This window comes from Plantactinospora sp. CNZ321, from assembly GCF_004217235.1.
The window spans coordinates 1,345,734-1,364,016 of the sequence record NZ_SHKQ01000001.1 but is presented as its reverse complement, the minus strand read 5'-3'; the positions used below and the strand labels follow the sequence as shown (position 1 = coordinate 1,364,016).

Sequence of the window (18,283 nt, the reverse complement as noted above, 5' to 3'; positions counted from 1 at the left end):
TGCGCTGCCGGTCAGCCCTGTCGCGGTGCGCCGACCGGCGACGGCAGCAGGCGTACGTCGTCCGCGTTCACGAACATGATCCGGTGACCGAACTGGATCTGCACGTACCGCAGGTCGCCCCGGATCACCGTCCAGTCACCCGGTGACGAGCCGTCGAAGGTGCTGGCCCGGTAGTACTCGCTGGGCAGTACGTTGCCGACGGCGTACCGCTGCCCGGCGGCGAGGGTGTACTGCAACGGCGTGACCGCCTGCACCGGCACGCCCGCCGGGTAGGCGTCCGCCTCCGGGTACGCCCTGCCGTACACCGGAATCGTCGCCCGGCCCGGCTTCGGGGTCGCGACCAGCCCGAGCGTCCACTTCGCGGTCGGGTTCGACCTCGGGTTGTGGAACCACGCCTTCTGCCCGAGGTACCAGATCGCGGTCCAGTCGCCCTGCCGGCCGGCGAGCGCGTACGTCTGCCCGGCCGACGCCCGGGCGCCGTGGTCGGAGATGTGCATCGTGTTCGGGGTGCCGTCCGGCCGCAGGGCGATGTCGTTGACCAGCGGCGCGTCGGCGGCCGGCGCGGTACGCAGGATCACCGCCGACGATCCCCGGGCCGGGCAGGGCACCCCGGCCGTCTCGCAGCCGGTGAAGGCCGGCCGGTTGGTGGCGAAGTCCGGGGCGATGGTGACCAGGCCGGCGGCCGGGATGCCGATGCCCCGCAGCGGTGCCCTCAGCAGGTCGAAGTAGTGCGACCAGTCCCAGTACGGGCCCGGGTCCCAGTGCATGCCGCGCACGTTCGCCGGCAGGATGCCGGGGACGTTGTCGTGCCCGATGATGTGGTGGCGGTCCAGCGGGATGTCGTACCGGTCGGCGAGGTAGCGGACCAGCTTGGCCGAGGTCCGGTACATCGCCTCGGTGTACCAGGTGCCCTGGGCGGCGAAGCCCTCGTGTTCGAGGCCGATCGCCTTGGCGTTGACGTACCAGTTGCCGGCGTGCCAGGCCACGTCCTTGCCCTTGACATGCTGCGCGATGTGCCCGTCCGCCGAGCGGAGCGTGTACTGCCAGCTCACGTAGGTGGGATCCTGCACCAGCCGCAGCGTGGTGTCGTAGCTGCCCTCGGTGTCGTGGATGACGATGTACTCGATCTTCTGCCGGGCCGGCCGGTCGGAGAGGTCGTGGTTGCCGTAGTCGCCGTCCCCGAACGCCTGGTAGGGGGCGGGGATCCACTCGCAGGAGATGTCGCGGGGGCACTCCAGCCCGTCCGGGCGGGGCCGGCCGGGCAGGCCGAGCCGATCCAGCCAGGAGCGCTGCGGGACGATCCCGGGTCGGCCGGGCAGGGTGATCCGGTGGCCGTCGTCGGTGGTCCGGCTGGCGCCCTCGGCGATGGTCCGGTACACCTCGTCGGCGAAGGCCGCGGCGGCGTCCGCGCGGTCGCTGCCGGCGTACCGGGCCACCGCGCCGTACCAGGCCGCCGGGTCGCTGGCCGGGCCCGTCGGTCCGGCCAGCGCCCGCTGGTACGACGCCAGCAGCGCCGCCCCGCCCCGGATGTTCGCCGCCGGTTCGGCGCGGAGCAGGTGCTCGTCGGCTCCGGTCAGTGCGGCGGCGGCGTCCAGGGTCTGCCCGCCGGGGGGTGGGGCGCCGGTCCGGTCGGCGTGCGGGCCGGCGGGTCCGGTCGCGGGGCGGGCGGGTCGGGCCGGGTCGCCGCGCCGGTCCTCGCCGTGTTCGGGATGCCCCGGCTCGGCGGCGAGTCCGGCGACGTCGGTGAGGTGCATCGGGCCGTACCCGCCGCTGGTGCTCGGCGTGCCGGCGTTGGTGTCCCAGCGGGATTCCAGATAGGAGACGCCGAGCAGCACGCTCTCGGGTACGCCGAACTCGGCCGCCGCCGCGGCGTACTCCTGTTGCCGGGTGTCGGGGGCCGCGACGGCGGCTGGCGCGGGGCTGGCCGGCAGCAGCGCGGCGGCGCCGGCGATCGCGACCCCGATCGCGAATTTCCTGCTCAGCGGGTGTGTCGTGGGAAGCATCGAACCTCCATGAGCCGGGAGTGGCCTTGATGATCACCCTCCACCCGGGACCGTTGTCGGTCAATACCTGCCGAGCATGCTGCTCACCATGTAGAAATCTTTCACTCACTCCACCACGGATACCGAGCGTGTCCGGCGGACCCGGCGGGGTCCGAACGGCTTTCCCACCGTCAGCGACGGCCCCAATACCTAACGAATCGACTCCAATCACGGGGTTGCGTTTGGATAACACCCTTCTCTAGTGTTGGGGACCGTCGAGCCGACGGCAGGCCGCCTAGCCGGGCGGCGACGTCTCGACACCGCCGAATCGTCACACTCAGCGAACCGGGGACCCGAGCTTCATGGGGTGAATCCGCGTCGAACGCGGTAGGGCGACAATCTTCCCGCCCGAACCCGTCAGCTAACCCGGTAGGCGGGCTACGGAAGAAGGAGTACGGACCCCGGTGGCTCCCCCTGCCCCGCTGCGGTCGTCATCCCTCCGGTCGGCATCCACCGACTCCGGGGACACGAAACCGCGCTCTCGAAGGTCCATTCTCGCCATCGCGATCACCGCACTCGCCAGCGCCGCCGTGCTCTTCACCGGCACGACGCCGGCGCTCGCCGAGCCGACGGTGGCCGAGATCGAGCAGCAGATCGACACCGCCTGGCGCAAGCTGGAGCCGGTCGTCGAGAAGCACAACGCCACCCGGCAGGACCTGGCGGCGAAGAAGAAGCAGGCCGCCGCCCTGCAGAAGAAGATCGCCCCGCTCCAGTCGCAGATCGACGCCGCGATGAACCGGGTGAGCGACTTCGCCGTGCAGGCGTACAAGGGTGACAAGGCCTCGGCGGTCAACGCCCTGCTCACCTCGAAGTCGCCGACCGCGCTGGTCGGCCAGCTCTCGGTGCTCGACCAGTTCGCGCGGCAGCAGCAGCGCGAGGTGCAGGCGGTCGTCGCGCTCAAGGAGAAGTACGCCGCCCAGAAGGCCCCGCTGGACCGGCTGGTCAGCCAGCTGACCAAGACCGAGGCGGAACTGGCGGCGAAGAAGAAGGAGATCGACGCCGAGGTCGACCGGCTTCAGAAGCTGCGGATCCAGGCGTACGGGAACGGCTCGGCCGGCCCGCTGCGGCCCGCGCCCTGCCCGGCCACCTACCCCGGAGGCGCGGCCGGCAAGGCGGTCAAGTTCGCCTGCGCCCAGATCGGCAAGCCCTACAAGTGGGGTGCCGACGGCCCCGGCTCGTACGACTGCTCCGGCCTGACCCTGGCCGCGTGGGCCAAGGGCGGCGTCTCGCTGCCGCACAACGCCCGCGCCCAGCGCGGCGCGGTGAAGTCGGTCAGCCGTTCCGCGCTACGCCCCGGTGACCTCGTCTTCTACTACGCCAACCTGAGCCACGTCGGCATGTACGTCGGTGACGGCTGGATCGTGCACGCCTCCCGGGCCGGCGAACCGATCAAGATGAAGCGGCTGGGCACCGACATCCACAGCTTCGGTCGACCGGGCTGACGCCTCCCGGACCAGGCCAACGGCAGAACCCCCGTCGCGCGACTGCGGCGGGGGTTCTGCCGTTCGATCCGGGGTTGGCCGGCGCGTGGCGTGGCGTGGCGTCAGCCGGTGGGCCAGGTGCGCCAGTTCTGCCAGGAGCGGCTCGGGGTGGGACCGCGCTGCCCCTGGTAGCGCGAGCCGTAGACGGCCGACCCGTACGGGTGCGCGGACGGCGACGAGAGCCGGAAGATGCAGAGCTGACCGATCTTCATCCCCGGCCAGAGCCGGATCGGCAGGTTGGCCACGTTCGACAGCTCCAGCGTGACGTGTCCGGAGAATCCGGGATCGATGAAGCCCGCGGTCGAGTGGGTGAGCAGGCCGAGCCGGCCCAGACTCGATTTGCCCTCCAGCCGGCCGGCGAGCTGGTCGCCGAGGGAGATCACCTCCAGCGTCGAGGCGAGCACGAACTCGCCTGGGTGCAGCACGAACGGCTCGCCGTCCGGCACGTCGACCAGCGAGGTCAGGTCGTCCTGCTGCACGGCCGGGTCGATGTGCGTGTAGAGGTGGTTGTTGAAGACCCGGAAGAGCCGGTCCAGGCGTACGTCGATGCTCGACGGCTGCACCAGCGCGGGATCGAACGGCTCCAGCGCGAGCGTGCCCGACTTCATCTCGATCACTAGGTCGTGGTCGGAGAGCAGCACCGGATCACCTTAGCGAGTCGAGGGCGGCGACCGGCCGCGACCTCGCCGATGGGTGGGACGCGGGTGGGATCGGGGTAGGTGATCGAACATGTGTTCGATAGAATGTACGCATGGCATCCTGGTCCGAATTCGCCTCTGACGAGCCCCGACTCGCCGACGCGATCCGCGTCCTCATCCAGCAGTACGGCCCGGGTCTCGGCTACCTGGCGACCGTGCGCGCCGACGGTGGGCCGCGGGTGCACCCGGTGTCCCCGGTCATCACCGACGAGGGACTCTTCTGTTTCGTCGTCGACTCCCCGAAGCGGCGCGACCTCGAACGGGACGGGCGCTACGCGCTGCACTCGTTTCCGCCCGAGGAGAGCGACGACGAGGCGTACGTCGCCGGCCGGGCCCGGCCGGTGACCGACCAGGCCCGGGTGGACCGGCTCGCCGGCAACCTGCGGGCCGCGCCGCAGGTCGACTGGCGGCTCTTCGAGTTCACCGTCGACGTGGCGATGGTGGCCCGGCACGGCAGCAACGGCGCCACCCCGCTCGCCGGCGGAGAGCGGTCCGAGCGACCCGCCGTGCAGGTCTGGCTCGACCCGGCCGGTGCCGTCACCGCACCCGAGGGCAGCGTCGCCGGCCCAAGGCGACGCGGCCGGCGCCGGGCCGTCGAAGAGCAGCCGGTTCCGGCGTCCTGACCTACGGCTCCCGGAACGCCTTCCACGCCTTCAGCATCCGGAACACCTGGCCGTACGTGAACTCGTACATGCAGTCGTCGACGGAGTAGTCCATGAAATTGTGGACCGGGTCGAGGCCCGGCCCCGTCGGGCAGGAGTCCCGTCCCTCCGGGCAGCCGAAGGCCGGTTCCGCCTCGGCGGGCGTGTCGAAGACGTGGTCACCCTGGCCCGCACAGCCCTGCTGAAAGGTGTGGTAGAGATTCAGCCAGTGCCCGATCTCGTGGATGGCCGTGTCACCGGCGTCGTACGGCGCCGCCGTGCCGCCCGGCAGCGACTCGGCGAGCACCACCACCCCGTCGTACGGGTCGAGGTCGCCCTTCGGGAAGGTGGCCCAGCCGAGTAGCTGGTCCTCCAGCAACCCGGTGTAGATGTTCAGGGTGTGCTTGCCGCCGACCCGCAGCCCACGCTTCATCTGCGCCTCCGCCGGGCTCTCCGACACGATCGGATACCAGGCCGGGTTGACCACCCGGTTCACCTTCTTCAACCTGAAGCGGAACGGCGTCCAGGCCCCACCGGTACGCCCACCGAAGGCGTCGTTGAGCACCCTCAACTGGGCGCGGATCATCGACATCGGGATGTTCCCGCCGGCCCTGCTCCGGTTCTCGCTGACCACGTGGAACACCACGTCAACGGTGATCCCGAACCCCCTCCCCGGTACGCCGAGCGGCGCGACCCCGACCCGTTGCGCGTACGCCGAGTCGACCGCACGCTCCAGTTCGGCGGCCTCGGCCGGGGTCAGCTCGTTCGGCTCGGTGATGTGCGGCGCACCGGGCCTCGCCCTGGCGCCTCGGACCACGGTGTGGCCTCCAATCGGCGCGACACAGCCCGATTCGTCCGACCGCCGGGCCGAGTCCGGAGGTGCCGCCATCGCCGGACCGGGTACGAGCAGCAGGACGAGAAACATGCTCGCCATGCCGGTCACGCCGGAACGCGACGACCACCGCAGCCCACGAAACGCCATTGCTACACCCTTTGCATTCAGAGAGTCGTCCTGCGATGACGCAGAGACATAGTTGCAGGTGCGGCGGACGTTACTAGCCGTGGCCCGAGTTGCAAACGAGGCAGTACGGCGTGGTTCACGACCGATCCGAGCCGACGGAAGGTGCTCGGGGTCGTACGGCCGGGGAGGGTGAGTGCATGATCGGACCCGACCGGGTACAGTGGGGTCCGCTCGCGGGTGTAGTTCAATGGCAGAACATCAGCTTCCCAAGCTGACAGTGCGGGTTCGATTCCCGTCACCCGCTCCAGAAAGAGCCCTGGTCAGGCGGAAGCCGACCAGGGCTTTTCCTTATCGCTATCGTGCGTATGAGGCCGCTAAGGGACTCAACAGCGGCTCCTCGACGGTGATGGCTGGGGCGCGCCGCCGGGTGGTGGCGCGCCCCAAGCAGGTCAGGCGAGCGGCTTGGCCCGGGTGGCGGTCACCGCCGGGGTGCCGGTGGACAGGCCGGAGATCAGGTACGCCCGGTAGGTGCCGTTTGGTAGCACGGTCCACAGGTCCGGCGTGCCGTCGGTGTTGATGTCGGCGGCCCACAGCGTGCTGATGGGAACGCCGGTGTTCCAGTTCGCCGCCACCCGGTGCTGAATGTAGGTCAGCGTGCCGGTGCCGTCGCCGTTGTCGACCATGGTGACCCTAGTCCACAGGTACAGGTCGCCGGTGGTGGCGTTGCGTAGGAAGAGTGCGAGGCCGGAGGCGGTCTCGGTGCTGGCGATGCTCCAGTTTTGCCAGTCGGAGCCGCCCGTCGGGGTGGCGTTGGTCAGCGCGGTGGTGACGAAGTAAGCGCCCGGCGCGCCCAAGTTGGGGTGGTAGTCGAGGCGGTAACCGTTGGTGGCGTCACCGGAGATGCCGATCAGGTCCGGAAGGCCGTTGTCGAGTCCATCAGCGACGTATCCGTTGACCAGGGTCAGCGGCGAGTTGCCGTTGGCGTCGAGGAGCTGATCCCGGCCGATGACCGCCATGCCGCTGCCGTATGGGTTGGGCATCGTGCCGTCGCCGGCGCCCCTGATGACCAGGCCGACGCCGGCGTGGACCCCGCCCGGGTAGTAGACGAGGAAGTCCTCTTCGGTCTCACCGCGGAAGAGGCCGGTGATGATCTGCGCGCCGTCGAACTCGGCTGGGGATGCGGTGCCGCCGGCGCCGTTGCCGTGTAGGCCGATGTTGACGGCCGTCTGAACGTGGCCGGTGCCGACGCCGGTCTTGCGGGACTTCAGGCCGAGCGCGGACCAGACGCCGGACCCGAGTCCGGTGTCCGGGCCGCCGACAGTGACCAGGTCAGCGATGCCATCGCCGTTCAGGTCCTTGTCGACCTGGCCGGCGGTGATGGTGGGTGGAGTGGGCTTGGCAGCGGCCTGGGCGGGCAGGGCCGGGGCGAGCGCGGTCAGCGCGAGCGCCACGGGCGCGGTCCAGGCGAGCATGCGACGGGAGTTGACGGAAGCTGTCATGGGTTCCCTCGTGCTTTGAGGAGTTTGGCGATCGGACAGTACTGGACGACGGCAATCGCCGCCCCTGCCTTGTCGCCGACAAGTCCGAGAAGCCCATCAACACTCAAACCCGTGGCACCGAGCCCAAACCGCCGTCACGACGACGGCAACAGGAGCAGGGGAGAGCGATCAGCCAGTCCCAGCGGTGAACCATCCCGAGGCCATGCCCGTACGGCTGCCACAACACCCGCAACGACCCCGCGAACCGGCAGCACCCTGGAAAAGCTATCAAGTGCGCTTAACACGGTGGCCGCCGCGCGTGCCCCCTACGTGCCCGTAGCGCCGGGAAGCCACGGGGAACCGGGGTCAACCACGGGCACCGTGACCAGGAGTGCAGCCCGTTGACCTTGGCCCGAGTCGGCGCCCCAGCGAGTTCCCAAGCTGACAGTGCGGGTTCGATTCCCGTCACCCGCTCCAACAACGAAGGCCCAGGTCGGAGAATACTTTCTGACGCTGGGCCTTTGACGTATCTGATCTGTCCGGGCGTCGTGCCCCTGTGCGCCCCTCCGGTTCCGCGCGCCCTTCCGTGCGGCAGACGTGGGAGCGTCAGGAAGTCGGCGAGGCCGACGAGGCGAACGACGCCAGCGAGGCCGACAGCAGCGAGCGCAGGGCTTCGGCCCGTGCTTCGATGATCCGCATTCGTGCGGTGTGCTCGGCCGGGTCGCGGTGTGCGGCTTGGCCGGTCATCTGGCCGGGCCACTTGCGGTAGTGCAGTCCAGGTTCGGCGATGAAGTAGCCGTCGCTGACGACGTTGGCCGCGATGAGTAGACCGGTGTCCTCGGAGGCGGGTAGGGCCATCCAGCCGCCGAGGGCCAGGAGGAGATCCCGGCGCATGCACAGGGTCGCCGGGTGTACGGGCGCCCGGTAGTCGTTGGCCTTCCAGAAGGCGAGGACCGCACCGCAGTTGATCGGTCCGTCGGGTGGGTCCTTGTCCCATCGGTGCGTTGACCCGTCGGGGTGCAGGTCCAGGACCCGTGACGTGACCCAGCCGAGGTGCGGATTATCGGTGAGCGTGGCGATGTCTCGGGCGAGTGCGCCCGGGGTGAGTTGGTCGTCGGCGTCGAGGACCTTGACGAATTCGCCTTCCGCCCGTGCCAGCGCGAGGGTTCGGGCGACGCCTGGGCCGCCGGGCCGGCCGCTGCCGGGCAGGATTCGGGGATCGTCGGGGAGTTGGTCGAGCAGTAGCCCGTCCTGCCCGTCTTCCTGGACGAGCCACTGCCAGTCCCACCCGTCAGGCATCTTCTGCCCGGCCAACGACCCGTAGGCGTCGGCGAGGTAGCCGACGCTGGGCCAGTGAACCGGCGTGACGACCGAGACGAGTCGGCTCAAGCGTTCCACCGCTTCAGCTTCGTCGTGAAGCAGAGTTCTGTCCGGTCACCGGGGAAAACGACGTCCGCGATCTCCACCACGCGGTCCCGGATGTCGTACGACGTCTTGCGCACGTCCAGGACCGCGACGCCGGCCTCGATGTCGAGTAGTTCCGCCTCGTCCGGCAGTGGCGGTCGGGCCTGTACGACCTCTTCGATCCGGTCCAGCTCGATACCGACGGTGGAGAGCTGATGTTGGGTGCCGCCCGGCCAGGGTTCGTAGTCGGCGGAGAGCAGTTGTTTGTTGCCCTTCACCAGGTCATACGGCAGGTAGGAGTACGACGCCGACAGCGGCGCGGTTTCGTGCCGGGAACTGGTCCAGTAGACCCGCCGCAGCAGTGGCGCACCGACCGGCAGGCCGAACGCCGCCGCCATCTCCTCGTCTGCCTTCACCTGCGAGTACTCGGCGTGGAACTTGAGGTCATCGACCGTCAGGCCGGTGTCATGCTCGGTCCCGCCGGTCCGCCGCCGTTCGGCCTCGTCGAGCAGTACCCGGTCCTTCTCCCACTGGTACCGCTCGGTGTTGCACCGGCGGACCCGCTGCCGAGGCGCCCGGACGTAGGTGCCCCGACCCTGCTCGGCCCGTACCAGGCCCCAATCCCGAAGCTGCCGGATGGCGTTGCGCACGCTGGTCCGGGACAGTCCGGACGAGTCGGCCAACTCCGTCTCGCTCGGCATGGCCGTGCCCCGGGCAAGCTCGCCACTCTCGATCCGGGCGCGCAGATCCTCGGCAAGCTGGAGGTAGCGCGGACGCCAGTCACGAGAGTTCACGACACTTACGCTATCGCCCAGGCGTTGGTACGTCTGCCGGGCCGTCGACCTGTCGCGCCGGTCAGTCACCGCCCTCGTCCCCAAGCAGCGGATCATCTCGAAGCTGCCAAGCTCCGACCGGATGCGGAAGATGGATGATCTCAGCGAGATGCGGTCGGTCTGCTCGCTAGCTCCCTTCCGCGTTGTCTGGACGACGGCTGGCCGCCCACTCCTCGATGTCCTCGGTGCGCCAGATCCGCCCTGCCTTGAGCACTACGGCGGGCTCCGGGAAGTCGCGCCGCTTGCTGAGCACCTCGACCCACTGGCGGGACACGCCAAGGTAGTCGGCTATCTCTGCCGCGCCCATGATCCGCAGCGGTCGACGTCTTGGCACGTCGAGACATTCCCACGATCGACATGGGCAATCCTACTACTAGGTATATAGATAGTATGATTGACTACTGACTGATGGTCACGTACAAGTGGTGGCATGGCCGTATCGCTCGTAGCGCGGGGCGCGCGGGCGGTACGTGTGGATCACCCTGCCCGGCCGGATCACCCCGTCCTCCGGGACGCCGGTCGGGCAGGACGCCTACGGCTGAAGGGGCACAATGTCCTCGGGCGATCACGAACCAGTCCCCGATCCCTTCCCGCTGCGCAACCCCGGGCCTGTGCCGATCCCAGAAGAGGTTGAGCGGGCCGAGATGCGCTCGGTTCTGCTTCGGCACCAGGTCGTCGGAAGCGTCTGCCGGTCGTGCCGTCACCCTCCAGATCACACGGGGTACTGCTTCGCGGGCAGGGTGGCGTACGAGCGGCTCGCCTCGTACTGGGGACGAGGTCGGACTTCGTGAATCGTCCGCCAGTACCCGGCGAGGTGATCGGGATCGGTACGGCGGCGAGCGTTCAGTTCAGCGGCGACCGGAAGCTGGTGCTGCGGGTAGTGGCGGTTGACTCTCGCCCGACCTACCACGGCTGGTGCTGGGTCGCGGGGTACGTACTGGACCGGAAGGGCCAAGCCATCGAGAAGCGGGAGATCTTCACCCAGGTTGCCGGGCTGGTGTTGCTGCAGGCGACGCCAGTCGTGCCCGGCGTATCACCGACCGTATGACCGGCCATAACGCGACGAAGGCGGCGGGTCGGGCGCGCCTCAGTTCTCGAGAGCCCTTGCGATCTGCCGGGCCGCCTGGGCCGGCGTGAGGTGTGTGGTGTCGACGACCTCGGCCTCGTCGTGGAGCCACGTGCGAGCCGCCTCCGCGTAGGGCTCGAGATATTTGAGGCGGAATGGGGAGGGGATGGGGTGTTCCCCCGCGATACGCCGGCGGAGGGTGTCCTGGTCGGCGTGGAGGACGAAGTGCCTTACCGGGATGGCATGGCGGGCGAGGCCCGTGCTGATCTCGCGCCAGTACTGCTCGACCAGGACGGTCATGGGCATCACCAGAGTGCCGCCGGTGTAGTCGAGTACGCGGCGGGCGGTCTCGACGACGAGTTGCCGCCACGGCGGCCAGTGCTGGAAGTTGTCCGTCGCAGGCAGCCCCGGCGTGATGTCCATAAGTGTCTCGCCGACCTTCTCGGCGTCGAACACCCGTGAGTCCGGGATCAGTTGCTGCACGAGTGCACTGGTCGTCGTCTTGCCTGCGCCGTGGGTGCCGTTGAGCCACACGATCATGGAACGACGCTACATGTAGCGCGTCGCTCAGGAGATCGACGTGCCGGGCTGCCGGCCGCACCCGGGACGACCATGGTGTGATGGAGCCGTGAGCCGGGCAGTGGAGGAGCGTAACCGCCGGATGCTCCGGGCCCGGGATGCGATGGACCGGGCGTACGCGCAGCCGCTGGACGTACCGACGCTGGCCCGGATCGCGCACGTCTCGGAGGCGCACTTCACGCGTACCTTCCGGGCCACCTTCGGCGAGACGCCGCACCGCTATCTCCAGCGGCGCCGGGTCGAGCGGGCGATGTTCCTGCTCCGGGAGACCGGGCGAAGCGTGACCGACATCTGCTTCGATGTCGGCTTCGGCAGCCTCGGCACCTTCAGCCGAACGTTCCGGGACATCGTCGGCTGCTCCCCGCGGGCGTACCGGAAGGGGACGGCGGCGTTGAACGTGCCGACCTGCTTCACGATGGCCTGGATGCGACCGACCGCCTGATGCCGCTGAGCTGCGGGAACAGCCCGCCGACTGAGCGGTTTTGGATAAGTTTCCGGCCGGCTCTGGCCGTAGCGTGAGGGACATGTTCAACGCCATCACGCACTCGCAGATCTACGTACTCGACCAGGACGAGGCCCTCGACTTCTACGTCGGCACGCTCGGCCTGGAGGTCCACACGGATGCCGACCTCGGCTTCATGCGCTGGCTGACCGTCAACGTCCCCGGTGACCCGGAGCGGCAGATCCTGTTGACGACGCCGGGGCCGCCGGCACTCTCCGAGGAGACGGCCAAGCAGGTCCGGGAGTTGGTGACGAAGGGTGCGATGGGCGGCTCGCTCATCTTCAGCACCGACGACTGCCGCAAGGCGTACGAGACGCTGCTGGGCCGGGGCGTCGAGTTCACCGAGGAACCGACCGAGCGCCCGTACGGCATCGACTGCGGCCTGCGGGACCCCTTCGGCAACAGCATCCGCTTCACCCAGCCGAAGTAGTAGCGGTCTACGGGCGGCGGGTCAGCGGTTCCAGTCCTGCTTCGCCGCCCGGACCAGCTTGTCCTTCAGCTCCCGGGTGTGCCGGCGGCTGACCGGCAGCTCGGTGTCGTCGACCACCACGACGTACCCGGAGTTGGCGAGCCGGAGTTCGGCGATCAACCGGAGCTGCACGAGGTAGGAGCGGTGGATCCGGACGAAGCCCGCGTCGGCCCACCGCTCGGCGAGGGTGGCCAGCGGCACCCGCACCAGGTGTGAGCCGTCGGCGGTGTGCAGCCGGGCGTAGTCGCCCTGCGCCTCGACCCAGCGTACGGCCGAGCGGGGCAGCATCCGGGTGGTGCCGGCCAGCTCCACCGGGATCGTCGGGTCGGGTTCGGCCCGGGCCAGTGCCGCCGGATGGGTGGGTACCACCCGGGAGCCGACCACCCGACGCAGCGACTCGGCGAGCCGCTCGGCCCGGACCGGCTTGCGTACGTAGTCGGTGGCGCCGAGGTCGAAGGCGTCGACCGCCCCGTCGTCGTACGCGGTGACGAAGACGATCGCCGGTGGCCGGGCGAACCGGCGGAGTACCCGGGCCAGCTCCACGCCGTCGAGGCCGGGCATCCGGATATCGAGGAAGACCACGTCGACGTCGGCGTCCCGGAGCACCCGCAGTGCCTCGGTGGCGTCGCCGGCGGTGTGCAGCCGGGACACCCGTGGATCGGCCCGCAGGTGGTACGCCAGCTCGTCGAGCGCCGGTGGTTCGTCGTCGACGGCCAACACGCGCAGGAAACCGGTCACGGGTCAGCCCTCCACAACCCCTGCCGGTCCCGGTGCACCGGCCCGGCCCCGGTCACGTGCTCGCCCGGACATGACGGTGGAACTTCGGTATCCGCATGCTCACCTTCGTACCCGATCCGAGGTCGGTCTCGACGACCAGGCCGAACTGGTCCCCGAAGACCGACCGGAGCCGTTCGTCCACGTTGGAGAGGCCGACGTGCTGGCCGGAGTCGTCGGCCGGGTCGTCGGCGATGCCGGCGGCCAGCGCGGCCGGGTCCATCCCGACGCCGTCGTCCTCGACGGTTATGTGGCATTCCGCCCCGGCGTCCCGGGCCTCGATGCTGATCATCCCCACCCCGGGCTTGCGGGACAGCCCGTGCCGGACAGCGTTCTCGACCAGTGGTTGCAGGCAGAGGAACGGCAGGCTGACCGGCAGCACCTCCGGGGCGATCTGCAACTTCACCTGGAGCCGGTCGCCGAACCGGGCCCGCTCGATGGTCAGGTAGCGGTCGATCGAGCGCAGCTCCTCGGCGAGCGTGGTGAACTCGCCGTGCGCCCGGAAGGAGTAGCGGGTGAACTCGGCGAACTCCAGGATCAGTTCCCGGGCCCGCTCCGGGTCGGTCCGGACGAACGAGCCGATCGCGGTCAGGGCGTTGTAGATGAAGTGTGGGCTGATCTGGGCCCGCAGTGCGCGTACCTCGGCCCGGGCCAGCCGCTCCCGGGACGAGTCGAGTTCGGCGAGCGCGAGTTGGGCGCCGGCCCAGTGCGCCGTCTCCAGCGCGGCCTGCACCAGACCGGGTGCCGGCTGGTCGTCGGCGATCGCCACCAGCGCGGCGCAGGCCCGGCCGTCGGGACCGGTCAGCGGGGCGATCACCGCCCCCCGGACCGGGCAGTCGACCCGGTCGCAGCGCAGCTCGGACTCGCCGAGCACCGTCGACCGGCGGGTCGTGATGGTGTTGGCGGCGGCGGCGAGGAGTTGCTCGCCGTGGTGGCCGCCGCGCCCGTCGATGGCGAGCAGCCGGTCCCGGTCGGCCAGCGCGAGCCCGGCGGAGCCGACCAGGGTACGCAGGTGGCGGACCGCCTTGGCCGCGCCGGCCGGGGTGAGCCCGGCGCGCAGCGGCTCGGCGGCCAGCCCGGCGGTGTGCAGTACCTCGTAGGTGGCTCGCTGGGTGGCGGTGGCGATGCCCTGCCGGGCGCGCAGCCGGACGACGGCGAAGAGGGCAGCCGCCAGTGCACTGATCATCGCCACCACGGCCACCGCGGTGGACAGGTTGGGCCACCCCACCCAGAGATCCTGACGGTTGGTCGGCCGGTTCGCCAAGCCACCGGTCCGGCCGGATCCCCGCAGGCCGTCCCGAGCGGGTCGCTAGTACGCGCCCTTGCGGGCCAGTACCACCCCGACGGTCCGCCACAGGATGCTCAGGTCGTACGCCAGCGACCAGTTGTCGACGTAGTAGAGGTCCAGCCGGACGGCCTCGTCCCAGGAGAGGTCGGAGCGGCCGGAGACCTGCCACAGCCCGGTGATGCCGGGCCGGACCAGCAGCCGGCGCCGTACGTCGCCGAGGAAGTCGCCGTCGTCGGCGGGGAGCGGGCGGGGACCGACCAGTGACATCTCGCCCCGGAGTACGTTGATCAACTGGGGCAGCTCGTCGAGCGAGCTGGCCCGGAGGAACCGCCCGGCCGGGAAGACCCGGGGATCCTGCTTGATCTTGAACAGCATGCCGTCGGTCTCGTTCTGGTCGACCAGGCTGGCCAGGCGCTGCTCGGCGTCGACGTACATGGTCCGGAACTTCCAGACCCGGAACGTCCGCCCCTCGTGCCCCACCCGGGGCTGCCGGAAGAAGACCGGCCCGGGATCGGAGATCCGGATCGCGATCGCGATCGCGACGAAGAGCGGGACCAGCAGCAGCAGCCCCAGCCCGGCGGCGAAGCGGTCGAGCAGGTTCTTCGCCAGCAGCGCGGGGCCGGAGAGTGTCGGTTCCTCGACGTGCAGCAGCGGCAGACCCTCGATTGGCCGGATGTGCACCCGGGGGCCGGCGATGTCGGTGAGCTGCGGTGCCACGATCAGGTCGACGCCGGAGCCCTCCAACTGCCAGGCCAGCCGGCGCAGCTCGCCGGGCTCGGTGCTGGCCGAGCCGCAGACCGCGATGGTGTCGCCACCGACCTCGCGGACCAGCGAGAGGATGTCCCGGCCGGCGTAGACCGGGATCGGCGTTTCGAGGCCCCGGGCCGCGGCGTAACCGTCGGTGAGGTGGATCGCCACCGGTTTGAGCCCGGCGGCGGGTACCCGGTTGATCGCCGTGTAGACCTCCAGCGCCTCCGGCAGGGTGCCGACCAGCACGATCCGCTGCGCGGCCTGGCTGCTGCGGCGGCGCACGGTGTGCAGGATCAGCCGGGCGGTGGAGCGGGCGAGCAGGATCAGCAGCAGGGCACCGAGCAGCACGGTGCCGACGGTGAGCCGGGACAGGTCGGTCTTGGTGGCGAAGGCGAGGAAGGAGACAGTGGCCGCCACCGCCACCCCGGCCCGGGTGACCCGCTTGAACTCGTCGGTGCCGAGCCCCAGGTAGCGGCGGTCGTACGCGCCGTTACCCCAGAGCACGATCAGCCAGCCGAGCGGCAGCAGCAGGTACGACACGGTGTGGAACCAGGTGGCGTCATTGTCGTTTATCTGGAAGCCGGACGCCGCCTTGTCGAACTGCGAGATGGCGAGCCAACTCGCCAGTACCGCCGCCCCGAAGTCCAGCAGCAGGAGGATCGCGATGTACGGCCGGTGCCAGCGGGACACCCGCCGCCGCGCCCGCGCCCACGCCGACCGGGGTACCCCGTTCGGCTGCCGAGTCGTCGGTGGCTGGATCTCGAAGCTGTCGACGTGACGCAGAGTACTCGGTCGGCCGTTGCCTACCGGGCGCTGGAGGCTTGTCGTCACCTCACCCACGTCCTCCCGCGTGACACGTGCCGCCCCTTTGCCGTAAGGGCTCGGGTCGCCCACCGTCTCAGTCTCTCCCATGCAGGCCCCGATCCTCATCCGGTCCGGAGCGCCGCTCGCGGCGCGGAGGCCCAATAACGATCGTCGGGGACGCCGGCCCGAGGGACGGCCCCCGCCCGCCCCGCGAAACACGAGTAGCGGGCTGCCCATAGCGGAGTCGCAGACCGGGGTCACTATACCGACGGACAGCGGCGGCGGTAGAGCCGGCGGGTGCCGATTTCTTGCCCGCTGGGCGATTTCGACCCGGTGTGTGGGCCGGGATCACACAACGTACAAGCGCGATCGCTGAATCTACGGGCTAGCGCACCAACCGGGAGAGCCGACGGTCCGCGAGGGGTTTCCCGCCGGTCTGACATTTCGGGCAGTACTGGAGGCTGGAGTCGGCGAACGACACCTCACGGATCGTGTCGGCACAGACCGGACAGGGCAGCCCGGTCCGGGCATGCACCCGCAACCCGGCCCGCTTCTCCCCCTTCAGCTCCGCCGCCCGCTGCCCCAGCGACCGCTCGACGGCGTCGCCGAGAATCTGCCGGGCCGCCGCGTGCAGCGCCGCCATCTGCTCGTCGGTGAGCCGGTTGGTCAGCGCGAACGGCGACAGCTTCGCCGCGTGCAGGATCTCGTCCGAGTACGCGTTGCCGACCCCGGCCAGCACCTCCTGGTCGGTCAGCACCCCCTTGACCTGCCCCCGCCGGCCGCGCAGCCGCTCGGCGAAGGTGGGCAGGTCGGCGGCGAGCGCGTCCGGCCCGAGCCGGGCCACCCCGGGCACCTGGCTCGGATCGGTCACCAGGTACACGGCGAGCTTCTTCTGGGTACCGGCCTCGGTCAGGTCGAAACCGGACCCGTCGTCCAGGCGTACCCGCAGCGCGATCGGGCCCTTGCCGGGCTTGAGCGGCATCGCCGAGTTGAACGCCTCCCGGTAGTGCAGCCAGCCGGCCCGGGCCAGGTGCGTCACCAGGTGCAGCTCCGGCTCGCCGTTCCCGGCCAGCGTCACGTCGAGGAACTTGCCGTGCCGGCCGGCGTCCACGACCTCCCGGCCGGCAGCCGCCGACGGCGCCGGGTCGTACGTCTTCAGGGCGCTGATCGCCGCGACCTCGATCCGGTCGACCCGCCGGCCGACCGCCCGCTCGCGCAGGTAGCCGGCGAGCGCCTCCACCTCAGGTAACTCGGGCACGAAACTAACGGTAGCGTTCATCCCCGGCCAGGCGCGGAACGCGCGGACGGGGCTGAACGCGATCATGGAGGAGGGGCGACCGGCGTGCAGGTGATCGTGGCGCACAACCGGTACCGCGAGGCGCAGCCCTCCGGCGAGAACACCATCGTCGACCAGGAGATCACCCAGCTCAGGGCCGCCGGGGTGACCGTCCATCCCTTCCTGCGCAGTTCCGACGAGATCGCGGAGTTCTCCCCGGCCGCCAAGGCGCTGCTGCCGATCTCGCCGATCTACGCGCCAAAGGCGCAGCAGGAGCTGAGCCGGCTGATCATCGAGCACCGGCCGGACGTACTGCACCTGCACAACCCGTACCCGCTGCTCTCGCCCTGGGTGGTCCGGACCGCGCACAAACACGGGGTGCCGGTGGTGCAGACCGTGCACAACTACCGGCAGGTCTGCTCCTCCGGGCTCTACTTCCGGGACGGAAAGATCTGCCAGGACTGCCGGGGCCGGGCGCTCGGCGTGCCGGCGATCGTGCACCGCTGCTACCGGGGCTCCCGGGCACAGAGCGCACTGATGGCGACCACCCTGGCCGTACACCGGCCGACCTGGCGCTCCGTGGACCGCTACATCGCGCTCACCTCCGGGATCGCCGCACACCTGCGCGACTACGGCATCCCGGACGACCGGATCGTGGTGAAGCCGAACGGCATCCCGGACCCGGGCGCACCGGCGCCGCTCGGCGAGGGCTTCCTCTTCTTCGGCCGGCTCTCCCCGGAGAAGGGTGTCGGGCTGCTGCTCGACGCCTGGCGCCGGCATCCCGACGGCGCGCTCGGGCCGCTGCGCATCGCCGGGGACGGCGAACTGCGACCGCAGGCCGAGGCGGCGGCCGCCGAACGGGCCGACGTCGAGTTCCTCGGCCCGCTGGACCGGGCCGGGGTGGCCGCCGCGCTCCGGGCCACCGCCGTGGTGCTGGCCGTACCGACCTGGCACGACGTACTGCCCACGGTGGTGATCGAGGCGCTGGCCGCCGGGCGTCCGGTGCTGGGTACCGCGCTCGGTGGCATCCCGTACCTGGTCGGCGCGGACGACCCGGCCGGTGCGTCGGGCTGGCTGGTACCGGCAGACCCGGCGGCGTTGGCCGGGGCGCTGCCCGCCGCCCGGGACGCGGCCGCCGCCGTCGCCCCACGGGCCCGCTCCCGCTACGAGCGCACCTTCCACCCCGACGTGGTCACCAAGCAACTCCTCGACGTCTACACCGGCATGTGACGTCTAC

At 70.3% G+C, this 18,283-nt stretch carries 18 protein-coding genes, 1 tRNA gene and 1 riboswitch; of the genes, 7 read left to right on the top strand and 12 right to left on the bottom strand.

Annotation, left to right across the window (positions count from 1 at the left end):
- Positions 1–11: 11 nt before the first annotated feature.
- A complete protein-coding gene (locus EV371_RS06015; RefSeq protein ID WP_130461172.1) occupies positions 12–2,003 on the bottom strand; it encodes an N-acetylmuramoyl-L-alanine amidase in 1,992 nt (663 codons plus the stop codon).
- A 290-nt stretch (positions 2,004–2,293) separates the two neighbouring features.
- A riboswitch (cyclic di-AMP (ydaO/yuaA leader) is annotated at positions 2,294–2,434 on the top strand.
- A gap of 12 nt (positions 2,435–2,446) precedes the next feature.
- On the opposite strand from EV371_RS06015, the gene EV371_RS06010 reads away from it, so the two are divergent.
- The gene (locus EV371_RS06010; protein ID WP_130461171.1) at positions 2,447–3,484 is read left to right on the top strand and encodes an NlpC/P60 family protein; all 1,038 of its coding nucleotides are present in this window, start codon (positions 2,447–2,449) and stop codon (positions 3,482–3,484) included.
- 101 nt (positions 3,485–3,585) lie between these two features.
- On the opposite strand, the gene dcd is transcribed toward EV371_RS06010, so the two are convergent.
- Positions 3,586–4,164: a dCTP deaminase gene (gene dcd / locus EV371_RS06005; protein ID WP_130461170.1), complete on the bottom strand. Its 579-nt coding sequence runs from the start codon at positions 4,162–4,164 to the stop codon at positions 3,586–3,588.
- Between the two features lie 110 nt (positions 4,165–4,274).
- On the opposite strand from dcd, the gene EV371_RS06000 reads away from it, so the two are divergent.
- A complete protein-coding gene (locus tag EV371_RS06000) occupies positions 4,275–4,844 on the top strand; it encodes a pyridoxamine 5'-phosphate oxidase family protein (protein ID WP_130461169.1) in 570 nt (189 codons plus the stop codon).
- A 1-nt stretch (position 4,845) separates the two neighbouring features.
- Here EV371_RS06000 and EV371_RS05995 read toward each other — a convergent pair whose 3' ends face one another.
- Entirely contained in the window at positions 4,846–5,844 is a 999-nt protein-coding gene (locus EV371_RS05995) for a zinc metalloprotease (RefSeq protein ID WP_130461168.1), read from the bottom strand.
- A gap of 212 nt (positions 5,845–6,056) precedes the next feature.
- Between EV371_RS05995 and EV371_RS05990 the strand changes: the two genes are divergently transcribed.
- Positions 6,057–6,130: transfer RNA gene (locus tag EV371_RS05990), tRNA-Gly, on the top strand.
- 142 nt (positions 6,131–6,272) lie between these two features.
- Here the strand turns inward: EV371_RS05990 and EV371_RS05985 are convergent.
- From EV371_RS05985 to EV371_RS05970, 4 genes are all read right to left on the bottom strand, one after another.
- Positions 6,273–7,322, bottom strand: a complete 1,050-nt coding sequence (locus tag EV371_RS05985) for a hypothetical protein (RefSeq protein WP_130461167.1) — start codon at positions 7,320–7,322, stop codon at positions 6,273–6,275.
- 585 nt (positions 7,323–7,907) lie between these two features.
- The gene (locus tag EV371_RS05980) at positions 7,908–8,699 is read right to left on the bottom strand and encodes a glycosyltransferase family 2 protein (RefSeq protein ID WP_486484506.1); all 792 of its coding nucleotides are present in this window, start codon (positions 8,697–8,699) and stop codon (positions 7,908–7,910) included.
- Positions 8,687–9,499 carry a GntR family transcriptional regulator gene (locus EV371_RS05975; RefSeq protein WP_486484505.1) on the bottom strand — a complete coding sequence of 271 codons (813 nt, stop codon included), beginning with the start codon at positions 9,497–9,499 and terminating at the stop codon, positions 8,687–8,689. The genes EV371_RS05980 and EV371_RS05975 overlap by 13 nt, the downstream gene beginning before the upstream one ends.
- 166 nt (positions 9,500–9,665) lie before the next feature.
- Positions 9,666–9,872: a helix-turn-helix transcriptional regulator gene (locus EV371_RS05970; RefSeq protein ID WP_486484504.1), complete on the bottom strand. Its 207-nt coding sequence runs from the start codon at positions 9,870–9,872 to the stop codon at positions 9,666–9,668.
- A gap of 453 nt (positions 9,873–10,325) precedes the next feature.
- Between EV371_RS05970 and EV371_RS05965 the strand changes: the two genes are divergently transcribed.
- A complete protein-coding gene (locus EV371_RS05965) occupies positions 10,326–10,586 on the top strand; it encodes a hypothetical protein (RefSeq protein WP_130461165.1) in 261 nt (86 codons plus the stop codon).
- A 39-nt stretch (positions 10,587–10,625) separates the two neighbouring features.
- Here the strand turns inward: EV371_RS05965 and EV371_RS05960 are convergent, their stop codons facing one another.
- A complete protein-coding gene (locus tag EV371_RS05960) occupies positions 10,626–11,144 on the bottom strand; it encodes an AAA family ATPase (protein WP_130461164.1) in 519 nt (172 codons plus the stop codon).
- A gap of 88 nt (positions 11,145–11,232) precedes the next feature.
- On the opposite strand from EV371_RS05960, the gene EV371_RS05955 reads away from it, so the two are divergent.
- Positions 11,233–11,625 carry a helix-turn-helix domain-containing protein gene (locus EV371_RS05955; RefSeq protein ID WP_207230418.1) on the top strand — a complete coding sequence of 131 codons (393 nt, stop codon included), beginning with the start codon at positions 11,233–11,235 and terminating at the stop codon, positions 11,623–11,625.
- Positions 11,626–11,707: 82 nt separating this feature from the next.
- A complete protein-coding gene (locus EV371_RS05950) occupies positions 11,708–12,115 on the top strand; it encodes a VOC family protein (RefSeq protein WP_130461163.1) in 408 nt (135 codons plus the stop codon).
- Positions 12,116–12,136: 21 nt separating this feature from the next.
- Here the strand turns inward: EV371_RS05950 and EV371_RS05945 are convergent, their stop codons facing one another.
- The 4 genes from EV371_RS05945 to EV371_RS05930 all read right to left on the bottom strand — a co-directional run bounded on the left by EV371_RS05945 (position 12,137) and on the right by EV371_RS05930 (position 17,028).
- On the bottom strand, positions 12,137–12,892 hold the full coding sequence (locus EV371_RS05945; RefSeq protein WP_130461162.1) for a response regulator: 756 nt from the start codon (positions 12,890–12,892) through the stop codon (positions 12,137–12,139).
- 52 nt (positions 12,893–12,944) lie between these two features.
- Positions 12,945–14,114: a sensor histidine kinase gene (locus tag EV371_RS05940; protein WP_486484913.1), complete on the bottom strand. Its 1,170-nt coding sequence runs from the start codon at positions 14,112–14,114 to the stop codon at positions 12,945–12,947.
- A 123-nt stretch (positions 14,115–14,237) separates the two neighbouring features.
- On the bottom strand, positions 14,238–15,806 hold the full coding sequence (locus tag EV371_RS05935; RefSeq protein WP_486484912.1) for a sugar transferase: 1,569 nt from the start codon (positions 15,804–15,806) through the stop codon (positions 14,238–14,240).
- A 349-nt stretch (positions 15,807–16,155) separates the two neighbouring features.
- Positions 16,156–17,028, bottom strand: a complete 873-nt coding sequence (locus tag EV371_RS05930) for a DNA-formamidopyrimidine glycosylase family protein (protein WP_130461159.1) — start codon at positions 17,026–17,028, stop codon at positions 16,156–16,158.
- 84 nt (positions 17,029–17,112) lie between these two features.
- On the opposite strand from EV371_RS05930, the gene EV371_RS05925 reads away from it, so the two are divergent.
- Positions 17,113–18,276, top strand: coding sequence for a glycosyltransferase family 4 protein (locus tag EV371_RS05925; protein ID WP_130461158.1), 1,164 nt, complete (start codon positions 17,113–17,115; stop codon positions 18,274–18,276).
- Positions 18,277–18,283 lie beyond the last annotated feature (7 nt).

Excerpts from the sequence above, each read along its gene's own strand:
- EV371_RS06015 (WP_130461172.1), bottom strand. The coding sequence starts at position 2,003 with ATGCTTCCCACGACACACCCGCTGAGCAGGAAATTCGCGATCGGGGTC.
- EV371_RS06000 (WP_130461169.1), top strand. The coding sequence starts at position 4,275 with ATGGCATCCTGGTCCGAATTCGCCTCTGACGAGCCCCGACTCGCCGAC.
- EV371_RS05995 (WP_130461168.1), bottom strand. The coding sequence starts at position 5,844 with ATGGCGTTTCGTGGGCTGCGGTGGTCGTCGCGTTCCGGCGTGACCGGC.
- EV371_RS05985 (WP_130461167.1), bottom strand. The coding sequence starts at position 7,322 with ATGACAGCTTCCGTCAACTCCCGTCGCATGCTCGCCTGGACCGCGCCC.
- EV371_RS05960 (WP_130461164.1), bottom strand. The coding sequence starts at position 11,144 with ATGATCGTGTGGCTCAACGGCACCCACGGCGCAGGCAAGACGACGACC.
- EV371_RS05950 (WP_130461163.1), top strand. The coding sequence starts at position 11,708 with ATGTTCAACGCCATCACGCACTCGCAGATCTACGTACTCGACCAGGAC.
- EV371_RS05940 (WP_486484913.1), bottom strand. The coding sequence starts at position 14,114 with ATGATCAGTGCACTGGCGGCTGCCCTCTTCGCCGTCGTCCGGCTGCGC.